Source organism: Janthinobacterium sp. FT14W (genome assembly GCF_009208755.1).
In the GTDB taxonomy this organism is placed as follows: domain Bacteria; phylum Pseudomonadota; class Gammaproteobacteria; order Burkholderiales; family Burkholderiaceae_D; genus Janthinobacterium; species Janthinobacterium violaceinigrum.
In genome coordinates this window covers 1-19,126 of sequence record NZ_WFLL01000033.1, presented here as the reverse complement: position 1 = coordinate 19,126, position 19,126 = coordinate 1, and the positions used below count along the sequence as shown (strand labels likewise).

18 protein-coding genes are annotated in these 19,126 nt (G+C 61.7%); 6 read left to right on the top strand and 12 right to left on the bottom strand.

All coding sequences use genetic code 11. The features are described 5' to 3' along the window. Positions 1-41 precede the first annotated feature (41 nt). The 7 genes from dapA to GCN74_RS20245 form a co-directional block, all read right to left on the bottom strand. A complete protein-coding gene (dapA, locus tag GCN74_RS20275; RefSeq protein WP_152258341.1) occupies positions 42-920 on the bottom strand; it encodes a 4-hydroxy-tetrahydrodipicolinate synthase in 879 nt (292 codons plus the stop codon). An 84-nt stretch (positions 921-1,004) separates the two neighbouring features. Next, on the bottom strand, positions 1,005-1,577 hold the full coding sequence (locus GCN74_RS20270) for a class I SAM-dependent methyltransferase (RefSeq protein WP_152258340.1): 573 nt from the start codon (positions 1,575-1,577) through the stop codon (positions 1,005-1,007). Between the two features lie 42 nt (positions 1,578-1,619). Continuing rightward, positions 1,620-2,297 (bottom strand): site-2 protease family protein, encoded by a 678-nt coding sequence (locus GCN74_RS20265; protein ID WP_152258339.1) that lies wholly within the window; start codon positions 2,295-2,297, stop codon positions 1,620-1,622. Positions 2,298-2,505: 208 nt separating this feature from the next. Then, complete coding sequence (locus tag GCN74_RS20260) at positions 2,506-3,129, bottom strand: L-threonylcarbamoyladenylate synthase (protein WP_152258338.1); 624 nt, start codon at positions 3,127-3,129, stop codon at positions 2,506-2,508. A 38-nt stretch (positions 3,130-3,167) separates the two neighbouring features. Then, a complete protein-coding gene (gene htpX, locus GCN74_RS20255; RefSeq protein WP_152258337.1) occupies positions 3,168-4,052 on the bottom strand; it encodes a protease HtpX in 885 nt (294 codons plus the stop codon). 138 nt (positions 4,053-4,190) lie between these two features. Then, on the bottom strand, positions 4,191-5,024 hold the full coding sequence (locus GCN74_RS20250; RefSeq protein ID WP_152258336.1) for a 3',5'-nucleoside bisphosphate phosphatase: 834 nt from the start codon (positions 5,022-5,024) through the stop codon (positions 4,191-4,193). A gap of 101 nt (positions 5,025-5,125) precedes the next feature. Next, positions 5,126-6,004, bottom strand: coding sequence for an alpha/beta fold hydrolase (locus GCN74_RS20245; protein WP_152258335.1), 879 nt, complete (start codon positions 6,002-6,004; stop codon positions 5,126-5,128). A gap of 218 nt (positions 6,005-6,222) precedes the next feature. On the opposite strand from GCN74_RS20245, the gene GCN74_RS20240 reads away from it, so the two are divergent. The 5 genes from GCN74_RS20240 to GCN74_RS20220 all read left to right on the top strand — a co-directional run bounded on the left by GCN74_RS20240 (position 6,223) and on the right by GCN74_RS20220 (position 11,856). Next, the gene (locus GCN74_RS20240; RefSeq protein ID WP_152258334.1) at positions 6,223-6,747 is read left to right on the top strand and encodes a gamma carbonic anhydrase family protein; all 525 of its coding nucleotides are present in this window, start codon (positions 6,223-6,225) and stop codon (positions 6,745-6,747) included. A gap of 4 nt (positions 6,748-6,751) precedes the next feature. After that, the gene (gene hslO, locus GCN74_RS20235) at positions 6,752-7,732 is read left to right on the top strand and encodes an Hsp33 family molecular chaperone HslO (RefSeq protein ID WP_152258333.1); all 981 of its coding nucleotides are present in this window, start codon (positions 6,752-6,754) and stop codon (positions 7,730-7,732) included. 151 nt (positions 7,733-7,883) lie between these two features. Continuing rightward, complete coding sequence (locus tag GCN74_RS20230; protein ID WP_226939129.1) at positions 7,884-10,295, top strand: TonB-dependent receptor; 2,412 nt, start codon at positions 7,884-7,886, stop codon at positions 10,293-10,295. Beyond that, positions 10,295-11,425 (top strand): glycerophosphodiester phosphodiesterase, encoded by a 1,131-nt coding sequence (locus tag GCN74_RS20225; RefSeq protein ID WP_152258332.1) that lies wholly within the window; start codon positions 10,295-10,297, stop codon positions 11,423-11,425. Before GCN74_RS20230 ends, GCN74_RS20225 begins: the two co-directional genes overlap by 1 nt. 152 nt (positions 11,426-11,577) lie before the next feature. Continuing rightward, positions 11,578-11,856, top strand: coding sequence for a hypothetical protein (locus GCN74_RS20220; RefSeq protein ID WP_152258331.1), 279 nt, complete (start codon positions 11,578-11,580; stop codon positions 11,854-11,856). A gap of 332 nt (positions 11,857-12,188) precedes the next feature. On the opposite strand, the gene ftsB is transcribed toward GCN74_RS20220, so the two are convergent. The 3 genes from ftsB to GCN74_RS20205 form a co-directional block, all read right to left on the bottom strand. Beyond that, complete coding sequence (gene ftsB, locus GCN74_RS20215) at positions 12,189-12,512, bottom strand: cell division protein FtsB (protein ID WP_035821182.1); 324 nt, start codon at positions 12,510-12,512, stop codon at positions 12,189-12,191. A gap of 62 nt (positions 12,513-12,574) precedes the next feature. After that, positions 12,575-13,858: a phosphopyruvate hydratase gene (eno, locus tag GCN74_RS20210; RefSeq protein WP_152258330.1), complete on the bottom strand. Its 1,284-nt coding sequence runs from the start codon at positions 13,856-13,858 to the stop codon at positions 12,575-12,577. A gap of 141 nt (positions 13,859-13,999) precedes the next feature. After that, positions 14,000-15,652 carry a CTP synthase gene (locus GCN74_RS20205; RefSeq protein ID WP_152258329.1) on the bottom strand — a complete coding sequence of 551 codons (1,653 nt, stop codon included), beginning with the start codon at positions 15,650-15,652 and terminating at the stop codon, positions 14,000-14,002. Between the two features lie 247 nt (positions 15,653-15,899). On the opposite strand from GCN74_RS20205, the gene GCN74_RS20200 reads away from it, so the two are divergent. Then, complete coding sequence (locus tag GCN74_RS20200) at positions 15,900-16,301, top strand: PRC-barrel domain-containing protein (RefSeq protein WP_152258328.1); 402 nt, start codon at positions 15,900-15,902, stop codon at positions 16,299-16,301. A 138-nt stretch (positions 16,302-16,439) separates the two neighbouring features. On the opposite strand, the gene GCN74_RS20195 is transcribed toward GCN74_RS20200, so the two are convergent. Both GCN74_RS20195 and GCN74_RS20190 read right to left on the bottom strand, forming a co-directional pair. Next, a complete protein-coding gene (locus GCN74_RS20195; RefSeq protein WP_152258327.1) occupies positions 16,440-18,707 on the bottom strand; it encodes a TonB-dependent receptor domain-containing protein in 2,268 nt (755 codons plus the stop codon). Positions 18,708-18,760: 53 nt separating this feature from the next. Continuing rightward, the coding region (locus tag GCN74_RS20190; protein WP_152258326.1) for an energy transducer TonB at positions 18,761-19,126 on the bottom strand (366 nt) is incomplete at its 5' end.

Here is a 19,126-nt window from a genome sequence, read left to right as displayed (position 1 = left end):
GGGAAGGTCCGGACTGGTCAAGCCCGGGCTTGAAGTTCGGCTTAAGACAGGACACCGGCGTCGCGCAAGGCATCGCGCACGGTGGCATGGCAATTTTCAGCCAGTGGCACCAGTGGCAAGCGTATGCCGGCCGGCATCAGGCCCATTTCGGCCAGCGCCCATTTGACGGGCACCGGGTTGGGCTCGACAAACAATTTCTGGTGCAAAGGGAAAACTTTGTTATTGATGGCAATGGCCGTGGCGCGCTCGCCCGCCATGGCTGCCACGCACAATTCGTGCATGGCGCGCGGCGCAACGTTGGCCGTCACGGAAATGTTGCCGTGGCCGCCGCAGAACATCAGCGCCATGGCCGTCGGATCGTCGCCCGAGTACACGGCGAAGTCCGCTGGAACCAGACGCAACAGGTCGACGCCGCGGCCGATATTGCCGGTCGCATCTTTCACGCCGACGATATTCGGGATCGCCGACAGGCGCACGATGGTCTCGTTGCTCATGTCGGCAACGGTGCGGCCTGGCACGTTGTACAGGATGACGGGAATGTCGACGGCTTCGGCGATGGCCTTGAAGTGCTGGTACATGCCTTCCTGGGTAGGACGGTTGTAGTACGGCACAACTTGCAAGACAGCATCGGCGCCCGCTTCTTTCGCGTAGCGCGTCAGTTTGATGGCCTCGGCCGTGGAGTTGCCACCGGCGCCGGCGATGATAGGAATGCGTCCCTTGGCATGTTCGACGGTCAACTGGATCAGTTCGCAGTGTTCCTCCACGCTGACCGTTGCCGATTCGCCCGTCGTGCCAACGATGACGATGCCGTCCGTACCCTCGGCGATATGCCAGTCGATCAGCTTGCGCAGACCTGGAAAATCCAGACTGCCGTCTGCGTGCATCGGGGTGACGATTGCTACAATGCTGCCCTTGATCATAGTAAGTTTATAGCGCCGATAAATAAAACAACGATTGTAGCGGATAGCCCGCGCCTGTGGTGCATTCTGACATAGTATGGCCGCTCAAAACGTTGGCAGCAGGGCTGCCAACCGTGGAAAATCCGGCCGGACGGCACAAATTCGTTGCACCAGAGCAGCTTTTGGCTGTTCCACGCGTCCATCCTCATACGCTACCACACGCAAGCCCTGCTGCACCGCCCAGGCCAGCATTTCGCCTTCCTTCAGCAGGAATTTCGGATTCGACGGCTTGCCGAACTGCTCATTGCCTTCAGCAAAGGTTTCATACAGCAGCACGCCATCGGGCGCCAGGCTGGCCACCATGGCTTCCAGCAGGGGCCGGTGCAGATAATTGGTGACGACGATGCCGGCAAAGCGGCCCGCAGCGAACGGCCACACGGCGCCCGGCGCTTCCAGGTCCACCAGCGAGGTGGTGATGCCCGTGCCGGCCGCCTTTTCCAGCATTTCCGGATCGTGGTCGAGCGCGATCACGGGGTGGCCCAGGGTCACCAGGTGGCGCGCATGGCGGCCTGCGCCGCAGGCCAGGTCCAGCACTTCGCCGCCCGGGATCAATGGCGCCCAGCGGCGCAGCCAGCCGGAAATCGCTTCGGTTTCTATCGTTGGTTCAGTTACTTGCATCGCTACTTCCATCAATTATTTGCATACATCCAGTTGCGGGCATCAGGTCAACAGGGCCGTCAGGGGTGTGACCAGGGTGACAAAAATGCCGATGACAAATTCGATTGCCGCCAGCAGGGCGCGGTTCAGAATGCCCGTGTACATCAGCAGCACCAGGGCGCCGAACACGTACAGGCCGTAGCGCTCGATGCTGGCGTAGGGACGCGCCAGCTGCATCGGCAGCAAGCCCGTCATGATGCGCCCCCCATCGAGCGGCGGCACGGGTATCAGGTTAAACACGAACATGGCCGCATTCACGCTGACGCCGGCACCGGCCATCTTGCGGAAAAACATGCCCATTTCCGTCGGCGGCAGCACGCTGAGCACGACGAAGGCGATCATCCAGCCCAGGCCCATGACGAAGTTGGCGCCAGGGCCGGCAAACGCCACCCAGGCCATCTGCTTCTTCGGATTGCGCAGGCGGCTGAAATCGACGGGCACGGGCTTGGCATAGCCGAACGGCACCTGGATCGTGAAATACAGTATCAAGGGCAGCAGGATCGTGCCGAAAGGATCGATATGCCGGATGGGATTGAGGCTCAGCCTGCCCTCGTTCGAAGCCGTGGGATCGCCGAAATAGCGGGCGGCGTAGCCGTGCGCCGCCTCATGCAGGGAAATGGCAAACAGCACCGGCACCAGGTACACCGCAACGGTCTGGACTATCGTATTGAAATCGCTCATGACCGCGATTCTACCAGAGGCGTCCTGGGGCCTTTCTTATGTTGTCATTAAGAACACCTGCCAAAACCTACTGCGCGTCGCGATTTGCGGCCTGCGATGCGCACTGTGCTAAAGCACAGCTGCGCTTCTTAGCCACAACTCGCTGCCGCTCGCTACGGTTTTGTCAGGTGTTGTAAGGATTGGCAAATACAACTCCCGATGCAGCCGCCTACAGCCCCAGCGCGGCCGGGTCGCCACGCCCCACGCGCACCACTTCCGGCTCCGGCCCCGTCAGGTCGATCACGGTGCTGGGGCCATGCGCGCAGACGCCGCCGTCGACGATCAGGTCGACCAGTTTTTCCAGGCGCTCGCGGATGGTGTCGGCGTCCGTCAGGCTGTCTTCGTCGCCGGGCAGGGTCAATGTGGCGCCCAGCAGCGGCTGGCCCAGCTCTTCCAGCAGGCATTGCACGATGCGGTGCTGCGGCACGCGCAGGCCGATGGTCTTGCGCGAAGGATGGCTGAGGCGGCGCGGCACTTCCTTGGTCGCTTCCAGGATGAAGGTGTAGGCGCCCGGCGTGGCCGCCTTGAGCAGGCGGAACTGGCGGTTGTCGACCCGGGCGTACACGCCCAGCTCGCTCAAGTCGCGGCACAGCAAGGTCAGGTGATGTTTTTCATCCACGCCGCGGATGCGGCGCAGGCGCTCGACGGCGCCCTTGTCGTCGAGCTGGCACACCAGCGCGTAGCAGGAATCCGTGGGCAAGGCCACGACGCCGCCGGACTGGATGATCTGCGCCGCCTGCTTGATCAGGCGCATTTGCGGATTGTCAGGGTGAATCTGGAAAAATTGACTCATGTGTTAGCGTTCTGGCGAACCAGCTTATTAAGTTAGCATTATTGTACGCCGCGCAGCGCGGCAATACGTTGCTCGATCGGCGGATGGGTGGCAAACAGCGCGCCCCAGCCGCCATTGCCGCCGCTGATGCCCAGCGCCTGCATCGATTGGGGCAGCTCGCCCGGCTGCACCCCGCCCAGGCGGGCCAGCGCATGCATCATCGGCGTGGGGCTGCCCAGCAGCCTGGCGGAACCGGCGTCGGCGCGGAATTCGCGCTGGCGCGAGAACCAGGCCACGATGATGGACGCGAGCAAACCGAAGATCACTTCGCACACCATCACGGTAACGAAATAGCCGATGCCGCGTCCGCCGCCTTCGCGGTTGTTATTTTTCAGCAGCACATTGTCGACAAAGAAACCCACCACGCGGGCCATGAAGACGACGAAGGTATTCACCACGCCCTGGATCAGGGTCAGGGTCACCATGTCGCCATTGGCCACGTGGGCGATCTCGTGGCCCAGCACGGCTTCGACTTCATCGCGGTTCATGCTTTGCAGCAAGCCGGTGGACACGGCCACCAGCGCCGAATTCTTGAAGGCGCCCGTGGCAAACGCATTCGCGTCGCCTTCGTACACGGCCACTTCCGGCATGCCGATGCCGGCCCGCTCGGACAGCGCGCGCACGGTGTTGACCAGCCACAACTCCGTCGACGAGGTCGGGTTGTCGATCACGCGCGCGCCCGTGCTCCACTTGGCCATGGGTTTACTGATCAGCAGCGAAAAGATCGAGCCCGTGAAGCCCACCACCAGCGAAAACACGAGCAGGCTGCCCAGGTTCAGGGTGCTGCCGCGCGCCGGATTGCCCACGCCCAGCAAGCTGAGGACGAGCGACAGCACCAGCATCACGGCCAGGTTGGTTGCAATAAAAAGGACGATACGTTTCATGGGCTATGGCTCCAGAGGACTATGTATAACAAGAATAACAAAAAGATATATACGCTAACGCCGATTTCAAGCAGTTATGGCGACACGCCGCTGCATCGCCGGCCGCAAAGCGCGCCGCGCAGCAGATTTTCAACGGACTTAAAACCAGTCGTGCCAGATCGGGGTGACGTTGGCGGGCAATGGCGGCAGCATGGCAAAATCCACGCGCGACTCGCCCGGCGCATGGAAATCCGTGCCGCGCGAGGCGAGGAAGCCGTAGGCATTGGCCAGCTGCGCGTATTCCGCATACTGGTCCGGACTGTGGCTGCCCGTGACGACTTCGATGGCCACGCCGCCGAGCTGCTTGAATTCATCGAACAGCACGCCCTGCGCCATGTCGCTGAAGCGGTAGCGGCCCGGATGGGCGATGACGGCCACACCGCCCGCGCCGCGTATCCAGCCCACCGCTTCGGCCAGGGTGGCCCAGCGGTGCTCGACATAGCCAGGTTTGCCTTCCGACAGGTATTTCTTGAACACGTCGGGGATGTTCGCGCATTTTCCCGTTTCCACGATGTAGCGGGCAAAGTGCGTGCGCGACATCAGATCCGGGTTGCCGACGAATTTCAAGGCCCCTTCATAGGCGTCCGGGATGCCGGCCAGGTCCAGCTGGCGTGCGATCTCGCGGCCGCGCGCGTCGCGCCCCGAACGCGTGCGGTGCAAGCCCTGCACGAGACCCGGATTGTTTTCATCGACTTGCAAGCCCACGATGTGCACGGTTTCGCCGGCCCAGGTGATGGAAATTTCCACGCCGGCCACGAAGCGCATGCCCAGGTCCAGCGCGGCCGTGCGCGCAGCGGCGACACCGGACACTTCGTCGTGGTCCGTCAGCGCCCACACGTCGACGCCCGCCTTGCGGGCGTGGGCAGCCACGGCGGCCGGTGACAGCACGCCGTCGGAAATATTCGAATGACAATGCAGGTCGACTTTAAGCATGTGAAAACAATACCCTGCACGGGCTCAGCATGGAAGAAGGTTTCATTGTACGCTGCTTGCCCGATAAGGAAGTCGCGTTAGCGACACAGTTGCCCCCTGGCTTACTGCGCCAGGAAAGACTCCACCAGGCGCGCCAGCGCTTGCGGCTGATCATGATGCAGCATATGGCCCGCATCCGCCATCATCTCGCAGCGCACATCCTTGATGCAGGCCAAACGCCGGTCGATCTCGATGCGCGCTTCTTCCTTTGGCCCCATCCATTGCCACATATTCGTGTCATCGGCCTCCACCCACAGCACGGGCGCCGTGATGCGGCGCCAGCACGCCATCACTTCGTCCACCTGGTACAGGATGGGATTGACCCGCTTGTGCTGTGGGTCGCCCATGATGTCCCACTCGCCCGCCTCGTTCTGCGCCGACCAGTGCTCGGCCAGGAAGGCCGCGCGCGCGTCCGGCAGGCGCGGATTGGTCTTTTGCAGGCGCTCGGCCACGGCCTTTTGCGTGGGATAGCTGCGCATGGCGGGCGGCTCGCGCAACTCGTCCAGCCACTTGGCGTAGCGGCCCGGCGCCTGCTCCGGCTTCGTCGCCATCATGCCGAAGCCTTCCAGGTTGATGAAACGGCTGATGCGTTCGGGCCGCACGCCCGCGTACAGGCCCGCCACATTGGCGCCCATGCTGTGGCCCAGCAGGTTGACGGGCGCATCGGGCGAGTAATGCAGCAGCATGGCGTCCAGGTCGGCCAGGTAGTCGGGGAACCAGTAGGTATCGGACTGCGTGTAGTCGCTGAGGCCAAAGCCGCGCCAGTCGGGCGCGATCACGTGCCAGTCGCCCGCCAGTGCGTCGACGACGAACTGGAACGAGGCAGCCACGTCCATCCAGCCGTGCACCATGAACAGGATGGGCGCGCCGTCGCGGCCCCAATGGCGCACATGCGTGCGGGCGCCGCGGATGTTGATGAATTCGGAACGGGAAAGTTTCATGGGTTTCATCTCATTGCCTGCCTTGAAAGTGGCGCGGATGGCGCCACATGCTGTGTCTGTAGATAATGCGGGCATAAAAGTACGACCGTTCGATAATTATAGCGGATCGGCGCCGGCCTTGGGCACGGCCGTCAAGACTTGTCACGCAACAGCGTAAAATAGCGTACATTCCAGCGTCCGGCCATGCCCGGCGCTTCCACTACCGCCACAGGCTAACGATGACACTCTACCAATTGGGCGCCGATGCGCCGCAGATTGACGCTTCCGCTTTTGTTGCCGACACGGCCAATGTGATCGGCAAGGTGAGCCTGGAAGCGAATACGTCCGTATGGTTCGGCGCCACGATCCGCGGCGACAACGAACGCATCACGGTGGGCGCCAACAGCAATGTGCAGGAAGGCGCCGTGCTGCACACGGACCCGGGCTACCCGCTGGACATCGGCAGGAACGTGACCATCGGCCACCAGGCGATGTTGCATGGATGCACGATCGGCGATGGCGCCCTGGTCGGCATCCAGGCCGTGATCCTGAACGGCGCCAAGATCGGCAAAGGGTGCCTGGTCGGCGCAGGCGCCCTGGTCACGGAAGGCAAGGAATTTCCCGACAATATGCTGATCATCGGCTCGCCGGCGAAAGCCGTGCGGGCCCTGACGGCAGACGATATCACCAGGCTACAAGGCAACGCCGTGAACTATGTGCAGCGCGGCCAGCTATTTAATACGCAACTCAAGAAGATTGGATAAAAGAATGACGACTGAAACCACAGGCGCTGTCAGCGCAGCCCTTCCGGGCCAGGATACCCTGCAGAAATTTATTTTCGACAACGCCGCCGTGCGCGGCCAGTTCATCGACGTCTCCCACACGTGGCAGGAAGTGGTGTCGCGCCACGCCTACCCCACGGCCGTGAAAAAAGTGCTGGGCGAAATGGTGGCCGCCGCCGCCCTGCTGTCGGCCAACCTGAAATTCAACGGCTCCATCATCATGCAAATCCATGGTGACGGTCCCGTGCGCCTGATGGTGGTCGAGTGCGATTCCGACCTGCGCCTGCGCGCCACGGCCAAGCTGGACCCGGACGCCGTCATTGCCGACGCCGCCACCGTGCCGCAATTGCTCAACGCCACGGGCAAGGGCCGCTTCATCATCACCCTGGACCCGGCCGACAAGGTGCCGGGCCAGCAGCCGTACCAGGGCATCGTGCCGCTGGACGGCGACGACATGGCCACCGTGATCGAAAACTACATGTTGCGTTCGGAACAGCTCGACACGCGTTTGTGGCTGGCCACGGACGACACCGTCTCGCGCGGCCTGCTGCTGCAAAAGCTGCCCCACCATGGCGGCAAGGCCGAAGCGACGCCCGTCTCGGAAGAAGACGCACTGGATACATGGAACCGCGCCGTGATGCTGGCTTCGACCTTGAAAGAGGCGGAAATCCTGTCGACGGACATCGACACCCTGATGCAGCGCTTGTTCTGGGAAGAAACCATCCGCGTGTTCGACCCGCTACACCCGAGCTTCCATTGCAGCTGCACGCGCGAAAAAGTGGGCAATATGCTCAAGATGCTGGGCGAGGAAGAAGTCAACAGCACCCTGGAAGAAATCGGCCACGTGGGCGTGAACTGCGATTTCTGCGGCCAGCACTATGATTTCGACAAGGTCGATTGCGCGCAGCTGTTCGTCACGGATGCGCCGGCCGAGGTTCTCATCCCGCCAGCCGCCAGCATCAACTGATCATTACACTTTCGCAATGAATCTGCCGCGCCGCCCCTGAGGCGGCGCAATTGTTTCTGCTGTCATCTTCTCGTCATCAGTTCGTCATCAGCCCGTCACGCGCCGCCGTTACGCTGCGCAGCTTGTATTACTTCCCACTTTCCACAGGCTGATGATGACACCCCACTTGACGCTGGCCCTGCGCCGCCATTCCTTCCATGTTTTGCTGGGCGCTTGCGCCGCGGGCCTCTCCTTGCCGGCCCTGGCGCAAACGGCCGTGGCCGCCGCCGTGGCGTCCGCCGCCACCGAGATGGCCGCTGCAGCCCCCGCTGCCGACGACAGTGCCCCGATGGCCACCGTGGAGATTTCCTCGCGCAAGACGCGCTCTTCCGTGGCACTGAGCAAGAATGAAATCCAGAAAATCCTGCCCGGCACGAATCCCCTGAAAGCCCTGCAAACCTTGCCCGGCGTCAGCTTCCAGACGGCCGATCCATGGGGCAACAACGAGCAAAACCTGTCGCTGTTCGTGCACGGCTTTTCCGGTCAGCAACTCGGCTACACCATGGATGGCGTGCCGCTGGGCGACCAGCAATACGGCAACTACAACGGCCTGTCGCCGCAGCGCGCCGTGATCAGCGAAAACGTGCGCAGCGTCGTGCTGTCGTCGGGCGCGGGCGACCTGGCCACGGCCTCCACCAGCAACCTGGGCGGTACCATCGAAACCTATTCCAGCGATCCGCTGGCCACGCAGGGCGCCAGCGTGCAGCAAACGGTGGGCAGCCACCGCACCTCGCGCACGTTTGCCCGCTACGACACGGGCGCCTTTGGCGACGGCAGCAGCGCCTATTTCTCCATCCTGCACCACGAAGCGCGCGCCTGGGACTTCGATGCGCGCCAGGGCGGCGACCAGTTCAACGCAAAATATGTCAACCGCAGCGAGGCGGGCAAGCTGACCCTGTTCTTCAATTACTCGGACAAGATCGAGCCGAACGAAGACAGCACCGTGCACGTGGCGGGCGAAACGAGCGCGCCCTACACGCGCCCCTTCCTGTATCCGGACTTCAAGGCGGCCCTGAATTACCTGTCGCCCACGGGCGCCACGCCGGCCGCCGACGGCAACAACTACCGCAATTACTACAGCGATGCGCAGCGCACCGACTACCTGGCCTACGCCAAGTTCGACGCCAACCTGGGCGAAGGCACGACATGGGCCAACCAGGTGTATTACCACAAGGATGACGGCGCGGGCGTGGTGGCCGGCCCCATCGGCGTGGCCGGCTTGCCGGGCCTGTTCAGCGTGTACTACCCAAACCAGAACCTGAAACAGGTGTTCGGCAACTCGGGCTACGCCGTGCGCACGACGGAATACGACATCAAGCGGGGCGGCTTCATTTCCACCTTGCGCAAGGAAATCGGCGAGCACCAGCTGGAAGCGGGCCTGTGGCTGGAACAGAACCGCTCGTCCGCCTACCGCCGCTGGTATGCGCTGGACGTCAACAACCCGACTTCGCCGTACGACCGCCCCAGCAATCCCTTGATCACGCAGTACGGCAGCGAGATCGACAACAAGGTGGTGCAGCTGCACTTGCAGGATGAGTGGCGCATCCGTCCCGATATCGCCCTGCAGGCCGGCTTCAAGTCCAGCCTGCAGTTTGCCGATGGCCAGTTCCCCGTGCAGCCGGCCAAGGGCGCCATTGCCGGCGGCTCGACGGCCTTGCCGGTCGGCACCATCAACACGAAAAAATGGTTCCTGCCGCAGGTCGGCGCGCGCTGGGACTTCACGCCGCAAGACCAGCTGTACTTCAATATCCAGAAAAACATGCGCCAGTTCGTCACCTACGGCGGCGGCGGCGCCTCGCCGTGGAGCTTGTCGAGCCAGGCCGCCTTCGACCTGTTCAAGCGCGACGCCAAGCCGGAAACGGCCCTCACCTATGAAGTGGGCGTGCGCGGCAGCCACCCGCTGAACCTGGGCGCCATCACGGCCATCGATGGCCAGGTCAACGTCTATCACGTCGATTTCAGCAACCGTTTGCTGCAGATCAGCCCGACGCCCGTGATTTCCTCCATCATTGGCGGCAACCCCGTGCTGGCCAACGTGGGCAGCGTGCGCACGGACGGCATCGATATCGCCGGCACCATACACTTTGGCAACAATTTTTCGTTCTACAATGCCCTGTCGTACAACCGCTCGCAATACGCGGACAACTACAACAATGGCGCCGCACTGGTGCTGACGGCCGGCAAGAACGTGCCGGGCTCGCCCGAGTGGCTGAACAAGTTCGTGGCATCGGCCACCTTGGGCGATATCGAAGTGCAGCTGACGGGAGACTATGTGGGCAAGCGCTACGCGACGTACACCAACGATTTGTCCGTGCCCAGCTATTTCCTGATGGGCCTGGGCGTGTCGGGCAAGCTGCCCGCCATGGCCGGCTGGCTGAAAAACCCGCGCTGGCGCCTCAACGTCAGCAACCTGGCCAACCGCGAAGGCTCCTTGAACGTGGTGGTGGGCGCGGCCGACAAGACGTACAACACTTTCCCCATCGCCCCGCGCCAGGGCTTCCTCACCTTGACGGCGGATTTCTGATGCGTACGCCTATCCTTCCGCAACGGCACTTCTCGCGCCGCAGCTTCGTCCAGGCGGCCGCCGGCGGCCTGGCCCTGGCCGCCGCGCCCGGCTTTGCCGCGGGCCTGCTGGCCACGCCACCGTCGCGGCCGCTGGTCTTCGCCCACCGGGGCGCCAGCGCCCTGCGCCCCGAACACACCCTGGCCTCGTACGCCAAGGCCATCCTCGACGGCGCCGACTACGTGGAACCGGACCTGGTGGCGACGCGCGACGGCATCTTGGTCGCGCGCCACGAAAGCAACCTGATCGACACCACCGACGTGGCGCGCCGTCCCGAGTTTGCCAGCCGGCGCGGCAAGAAGATGGTCGACGGCGAATGGCACGAAGGCTGGTTCGTCGACGACTTCACCCTGGCGGAACTGAAAACCCTGCGCGCCATCGAGCGGCTGCCGAAAGTACGCACCGGCAACACCTTGTACGATGGACAATTCCAGATTCCGACGTGGGAAGAAATCATCGATTTTGTTGCAGCGCAATCAGCCGCCAGCGGACGCGTCATCGGCCTCGTGCCGGAGCTGAAAAGCTCCACGTATTTCCGCGATGCGGGCCTGGCGCTGGAAGACCGTTTCCTGTCGACCATGCTGGCGCACGAGTACACGCGCCGCGCGCCTATCGAAATCCAGTCCTTCGAAGTGGCCAATCTGAAATACCTGCGCGAGAAGCTGGGACGGCGCGCCAACGTGCGCCTGATGCAGCTGGTGGTGGGCGGCGATGTGCGCCCCATGGACGTGGCCAAGGCGGGCGGCAAGCTGACATTCGGGCAAATGACGACGCCGGCCGGCCTGCGCGACATCGCCGCCTACGCGGACGTGGTGGCGCCGCCCACGCGGGGCGTCATCCCGCTGGGCGCCGACCAGCGCCTAGCCAAGCCCACGTCCATCGTCGACGATGCGCACCAGGCAGGCTTGCTGCTGCACACGTGGACCTTCCGCCCGGAAAACCGTTTCCTGGCGGCCGATTTCCGCGACGGCAACGGCGAAAATGCGCGCAACGAAGCGGGCTCCGTGGCGGAAATGCGCCGCTACATCGAGACGGGACTCGACGGTTTTTTCAGCGACGATCCGGGTCTGGGACGCATCGCCGCAGGATAAACATTTCGTAACAAATTCATTTCCAGGGCGTGGCCGGCGGCTACGCCCTTATTATTCGTTTCTTGAATTACTGAAATTGGAATTTGGAATTAGACATATATCGCGAACTCCATTATTGTGCAATGCAACAACAGACCATTCATGGAGGGCATATGTCCACTTTTACCAACACTTACAGCAACAACGACAACTATTTCAGCAACCTGGGCCGCGCCACGCGCGCCTTCCTGGGCGCCCTGCTCGCTTCCAAGCCATACAGCGAACTGGCCCAGAAGGAAGTCATTGCAGCCGGCACCGCCAGCGCCGATGCGGAACGCCATGTGCGTCCCAGCCAGCGCGATTTCGCCCTGCTGAACTCGGAAGCGAACCGCTACGAAAAGCTGATGCCGAATCTGGCTGCCGAGCTCCGCTTCCTGGCTTCCCGCGGTTAAAAAAACGTCCAGGGCGGCGTTGCCTGCGCCTTGCCGTACTTGCGTACTGTCTTCGGCTGGGCGCCTGGCCCTGGGCGTTTTTTTAAGCTAACTATTTACTTACAAGGAAATTTTATGATGTTTCTCGAAACCGTACTGGTCGCCGTCGCCGTCGTGGTCACCGGCATCCATTTTTACCTGATCTCGACCGGCAAAGCCCGTTTCTGATCAGCAAGCAGCAAGGCAGCAGCACGCCGCGCCATGCGGCCAGTCGTGTGCAGCAGTACAAGGAAGTAAAGTGATAGGTCAGCCTGGCAATCGGTCCAGGCTGGCAAGTGGGAAGTAGTACTATCTTAATGTGGCGCCGCGGCGTCCACCGGCGTTTCCAGCAGTGGCGGGGTCTGTCCCTTGCGCACGATCTGCACGAAAATCTCATTCTGTTTGACCATGCCCAGCTCATAGCGGGCACGCTCTTCGACGGCGCCCGTACCATCTTTCAGGTCGCGCACTTCGGATTCGAGCTTGGCGTTGCGCGCCTTCAATTCCATGTTTTTCTTGTTGGCCACCGCCACCTGGGCTTCCATGTCGGCAACACGCAGCCAGCCGCCTTTACCCAGCCAGAGGGGAAATTGGATCAACAGCAGCAGGGCTGCGAGGGCGAGCGTAATGAGGCGCATGGGGCATTCAGTTAAAAAACCGGCCGGAACATCTCCGGCCGGCCAGTGGGTTTTACAGCAGCTTACTTCAGATTATAGAACGCATCGCGTCCTGGATAGCTGGCGATGTCGCCCAGGTCTTCTTCGATGCGCAGCAGCTGGTTGTACTTGGCCATGCGGTCCGAGCGCGACATCGAACCCGTCTTGATCTGCAGGGCGTTCGTGGCAACGGCGATATCGGCGATGGTCGAGTCTTCCGTTTCGCCCGAGCGGTGCGAAATGACGGCCGTGTAGCCGGCGCGCTTGGCCATCTCGATGGCGGCGAACGTTTCCGTCAGGGTGCCGATCTGGTTGATCTTGATCAGGATCGAGTTGGCGATGCCTTTCGAGATGCCTTCTTTCAGGATCTTGGTGTTGGTGACATACAGGTCGTCGCCGACCAGTTGCACTTTCTTGCCCAGTTCCTTGGTGAGGATCGCCCAGCCGTCCCAGTCGCCTTCGTGCATCGCGTCTTCGATCGAGATGATCGGGTACTTGTCGCACCAGGTCGCCAGCAGGTTGGTGAACTCGGTGGCCGTCAGGCTCAGGCCCTCGCCTTCCATTTCGTACTTGCCGTTCTTGTAGAACTCGGACGCGGCGCAATCGAGGCCGATGGCGATCTGCGTGCCTGGCTCGTAGCCTGCTTCTTCGATGGCCTGGATGATCAGCTTGATGGCTTCTTCATGGTTGGCCAGCGATGGCGCGAAACCGCCTTCGTCGCCCACGTTGGTGTTCAGGCCCTTCTTGTGCAGGATCTTTTTCAGCGTGTGGAACACTTCCGCGCCGTAGCGGACGGCTTCCTTGAACGTCGGGGCGCCCACGGGAATGATCATGAATTCCTGGATATCCAGGTTGTTGTCGGCGTGCGCGCCGCCGTTGATGACGTTCATCATCGGCACTGGCATCTGCATGGCGCCCGAACCGCCGAAATAGCGGTACAGCGGCAAGCCCGCTTCTTCGGCGGCAGCCTTGGCCACGGCCATGGAGACGGCCAGGATGGCGTTGGCGCCCAGGCGCGATTTGTTTTCCGTGCCGTCCAGGTCGATCAGGGTACGGTCCAGGAAAGCCTGTTCATTGGCGTCCAGGCCCATGATGGCTTCGGAGATTTCGGTGTTGATGTTTTCGCATGCTTGCAGCACGCCCTTGCCGAAATAGCGCTTGGCATCGCCATCGCGCAATTCCACGGCTTCGCGCGAACCGGTCGAGGCACCCGACGGCACGGCCGCACGGCCCATCACGCCCGATTCCAGCAACACATCGCATTCGACGGTCGGATTGCCGCGCGAGTCCAGGATCTCGCGACCGATAATATCAACAATAGCACTCATGTCATTCTCCAAAGTTAAGCGTAACAGGGGCTGCACACTGCGTTCTGATGCGCAATTGCACAAAGTGGGCAAAGAAACTCCCGGCGCAGACTGGCAGGCCGGGAGCTGTCTTACGGGTAATACTGTCGCAAGCGACCCGCGTTATTCCGCGGCGGCGTTGGCTTCCTTGTGCGCCAGCGCTGCCTTGATGAACGAGGTGAACAGCGGATGGCCGGTGCGTGGCGTCGATTTGAACTCAGGATGGTATTGCACGCCCATATACCATGGGTGGGCATTTTCACCCGTGCGTGGCAATTCCATGATTTCGCACAAATCTTCGCTCGGCGTACGGGCCGACACGATCAGGCCAGCCGCTTCGACACGGGCCAGGTAATGATTATTGGCTTCGTAGCGATGGCGGTGACGCTCGGTCACCACGCTGCCGTAGATCTCGGCAGCGAGGGTGCCCGGATTGACGGCGCAGGTCTGCGCGCCCAGGCGCATGGTACCGCCCAGGTCCGAGTTTTCATCGCGCAACTCGACTTTACCATCGTGGTTTTGCCACTCATTGATCAGCGCAACGACAGGTTGATCCGTATCAAGGTCGAACTCGGTCGAATTCGCGTTCGGCATGCCTGCCTTGTTGCGCGCGTATTCGATCAGGGCCACTTGCATGCCCAGGCAGATGCCCAGGTAAGGGATCTTGTTTTCACGGGCGAACTGGGCGGCCTTGATCTTGCCTTCCACGCCGCGCTTGCCGAAGCCGCCCGGTACCAGGATGGCATCGTACTTGGCCAGGTTGTCGCAACCCGTCGTTTCGATTTCTTCCGAATCGATGTACTCGATGTTGACGCGGCTTTCCGTGTGGATGCCGGCGTGGCGCAGCGCTTCGATCAGCGACTTGTACGACTCGGTCAGTTCGACATACTTGCCGACCATGCCGACGGTCACTTCCGCCTTCGGATGCTCCATCGTGTAGATCAGCTTGCTCCAGATCGACAGGTCGGCCGGTGCGGGATCGAGGTCCAGCGCGTCGCAGATGATCTTGTCGAGGCCCTGGTCGTGCAGCATCTGCGGCACTTTGTAGATGGTGTCGACGTCCCACACGGAAATGACGGCGTCTTCCTCGATGTTCGAGAACAGCGAGATTTTCGCGCGCTCGTCTTCCGGGATGGCGCGGTCGGCGCGGCACAGCAACGCGTTCGGCAAGATGCCGATTTCGCGCAGCTTCTGCACCGAGTGCTGGGTCGGCTTGGTTTTCAGTTCACCGGCCGAGGCGATGTAAGGCACCAGGGTCAGGTGGACGAACGCCGTGTTCTTGCGGCCGGCGCGCAGGCTCAGCTGGCGTGCCGCTTCCAGGAACGGCAAGGATTCGATATCGCCGACGGTGCCGCCGATTTCGCACAGGGCCACGTCGTAGCCTTCGGCGCCACGGCGGATGTAATCCTGGATTTCATTGGTGATATGCGGAATCACCTGCACGGTCTTGCCCAGATATTCGCCCCGGCGTTCCTTGCGGATCACCGATTCATAGATCTGGCCAGTGGTGAAGTTATTCACCTTTTTCATGCGGGTGGAAATGAAGCGCTCGTAGTGACCGAGGTCGAGGTCGGTTTCAGCCCCGTCGTCGGTAACGAATACTTCACCGTGTTGCATAGGGCTCATCGTGCCAGGATCGACGTTGATATACGGGTCGAGCTTGAGCATGGTGACTTTAAGGCCGCGCGATTCGAGGATCGCGGCGAGGGAGGCGGCGGCAATCCCTTTTCCAAGGGAAGACACAACGCCACCAGTGACGAAGACAAATTTGGTCATTGCAGATGGTGCCGAACGGCACGTGCGGGAAATTGAAATTATACACTAAAGCCCGCCTGCGTCGCCCCCCGCGCGTGGAAATTTGCGCCAAATGCCGACTATCCCTCCCCCTCCTGCTGTCTACGCACAACAAAATTGCGCAATGGCAATAATTGAAATATTTCAAATTCCATACTTTGTGTGGGAGACCGAACAGACCCTGCCGCGCCCCGGCCGCAGACTGGGATTTTTCAACAGGAGGTCCATCATGAGCTACGAAGAACGCGACGCCTACGGCATGTATGTGAACCGCGGCCACAAAGGTCCCGGCCCTGAACTGATGGGTGCCGACACCCTGATCGGCGACCATGTGCATAACGCCAGGGATGAACACCTGGGCGAAATCAAGGAAATCATGATCGACATGCGCAGCGGCAAGATCGCCTATGCCGTCATGTCGCACGGCGGCGTCTTCACCATCGGCGAAAAGCTGTTCGCCGTGCCGTGGGAAGCGCTGCTGCTCGACACCGTCAACAAGCGCTTCACGCTCAACGTCGACAAGGAGCGTATTGAAAACGCCCCCGGCTTCGACACGGATAACTGGCCGAACATGGCCGATACCACGTGGGTCAATACCATCCATAGCTACTACGGCACCACGCCGCGTTGATAACACCTGACAAAACTTAATGCGCGGTGCGCTTTGCGGCCGGCGATGCTCACTGTGCTATAGCACAGCTGCGCTTCTCGGCCACAAATCACATCCGCTCGCTACAGTTTTGTCAGGCGTCGCAGCTTTGCTAAAAAACTAGAAACGGTATTCCAGCCCCGCCACATACGTCCTGCCCCTTGCCGTGCTCAGCGGCGTGTTGTCCTGCGACTGGGACGGCATCGAGTTCAAGCGGTTCAGGGCTTCCGAGAAATCCTTGTTCATGGCGTTCTGCACGGACAGGCGCAGGAACAGGTTCCTGCTGACCTGGTAGCTGGCGTACAGGTCGATCACGGCCGGGATCTTCGGATTGTCCACTTTCGTTACTTCGCCCGTCGCCTCGTCCGCTTCATTGTCCGGCGACAAGCGGCGGTTCGCACCCGTGTGCTTGAGGATGGCGCCCACTTCCAGTTTGTTGTCCAGCAATCGCGTACCCACGTCGAGGTTGTAGTAGGTGCTGGGCAGCTCGCTGATGTCGGCCGCGCCAAACCACGCGCTGGCGATCGAGGTGGGCTGGCTGGTCTTTTCGCGCGTGTACGACAGGCGCGCAAAAGCCGGGCCCAGCTGGTACTGCGCTTCCAGCTCCCACCCGCGCGAATGCACGGGCGTGGCCGAGTTGATGTAGATATACATATTGGTCACATAGTCATCCACATTCTGCCAGTCCTTGGCGATCACTTCCGCGATATTGCACTTGCGTCCGCTGTCGCACACGAGGAAGGACTGGCTGGTGATATAGCCGTCGATCTTGCTCTTGAAATACAGGGCCTTGAAGTGCAGCGCGTCGTTGGCGCTCAGCAAGCCGTGCAGGCTGGAATTAAAGCCCAGCTGATAGGTCGTCGCCTTCTCGCCCTTCAGGAACGGATTCATCGACGCCCCGCCGTCATTCGAGAAAAACACTTCCTGCGGATTCGGCCCGCGCATGGTGCGCTCGGCGCTGGCAAACGGCTGGAACCACGGCGTGACCTGGGCGGAGACGAGCAGCGAGGGATTGATGCCGTGCTCCTTGAGCGCAATATTGCTTGCCCCTTGCGGGAAGCACTGCACGCGCAAGTCGCAGGCGGGCTTGTAGCCGGTCAGGTTGAAGTGCGTGTAATTGAGGCCCGCATTGACCTGGTAGATGCCGCGGTTGTATTGCAGGCCCGCATACAGGCTGTCGATCTTTTGCACGCCCTCGGGACCGAAGGTATTGTTTTCGATCGATTGCTGGTTGGCATCCGGATTGTCGGGATCGTCGACCAGGCTTTCCACGTGCTTGCTGTACTTGTTGCGCATCAGTTTGCCGCCGATGGTCACCAGCGCATCGCCGCCCGCCAGCTTGAAACTGCTGGTGTTGTTGATGTCGAGAGCATCCGCGCGGTTGGCCACATTGGTATTGATAAAGTTGGTCAGCGCCTCGGGCATGTATTTCTGGTTGCCGCGGCTGCTGCTGGCCACCACATTGAGGTCGATCAATTCCGAAAACGGCGTGTAGTGGTATTTGACGTAGTAGTCATCGCTCTGGATGTCGCGGCGCGTAAACGTGCTGCGGTAATCGCGCGCCGACAGTTCCAGGGAGTGGAAGTCGCTCAATTTGAGGTCCAGCTTGAGCAATTGCGACTTGGGCTTCTGCTTGTAATAGCGGTTGTAGCCGAAACCGAATTCCTCGCTGTTGACGCCCTTGGCATTCTTGTAGTTGTTGCCGATCACGCTGGCACTGGTGGCGGCCATGAAGCCCACGCTGCCGCCGTCGAAGGCGGGATTTTTCATGGCCACGGCCAGCATGGCGCTGCGTCCCACACCGTTATTGCCAGTGGACATCTTCGTGCGCGCCCCCACCTTTTCACCGGCAAACACGACGTCATCGACGCCGATGGTGCGGAAATTGGCGCTGCCGGCCAGCGCATTGACGCCGTCGCCGCCGACGACATTACCGCGCGACACGTCGACGCCGATGATGAAGTTGGGGTCGATCAGGGCGCCGAACTGGCTGCTGGGCACGCCGCCATGCGACACGGACGATGGCGCGCTGCCATAGTAATTCTGGCTCACGCCATCGACCATCATGTTGACGCGCCCCAGGCCCGACAGGCCGCGGATGTTGACGCTGACGGCGCCCTGCGCCGGGTCGATCTGCGTGAACGTGCCCGGCATGCTGCGCACGATCTGGTCGACGCTCTGCAGGCGCGTATCGGCCCCGCGCGCGCTGACGGCGCCCGGTTTTTCCAGCGCCTGCCGTTCCGCCGGCACAGCCTCGCCCGACACATTCAGCGGAGAAAATTCCACCTTGCCGCTTTCCTGCGACTGCGACTGCGACTGCGCCCCGGCCTGCTGCGCCAGCAACGCCATGCAGACGCCCACGGCTTGCGCCATCTTCTTGATATGCATACACCCTCGATTTGTCATGGATAGATTTTTTTAATGAAAAGCAATCGGCATCCTCATGCCTGGTCTTGTCCGGGTTCCAGCTTGAACGAGACGGGCAAGGTGACGGTCACCGTGCCCTGGTGCAGGACGTTGTCGGGCGGCGCCGGCAACGGCTGCGCGCGCTGCAGCACTTGCAGCGCTTCGCGGTCGAGCAGGACCGTGCCCGACGACGTGAGCAGTTCGCTGGCCAGCAGCTTGCCGTCGCGGTCCACCTGGAAGCGCACCCAGGCGGCGCCGGCCCGCTTGCGCTGGCGCGCGTCGCCCGGATAGCGCTTGAAACGGGCCAGATGGCTGAGCACGCGGCTTTGCCAGCTGGCGGGCGCCGCGCTGCTTGACGGCGTGTCGCTGTCGAACGGCGCCGCCTGCGGCCCGCGCACGGC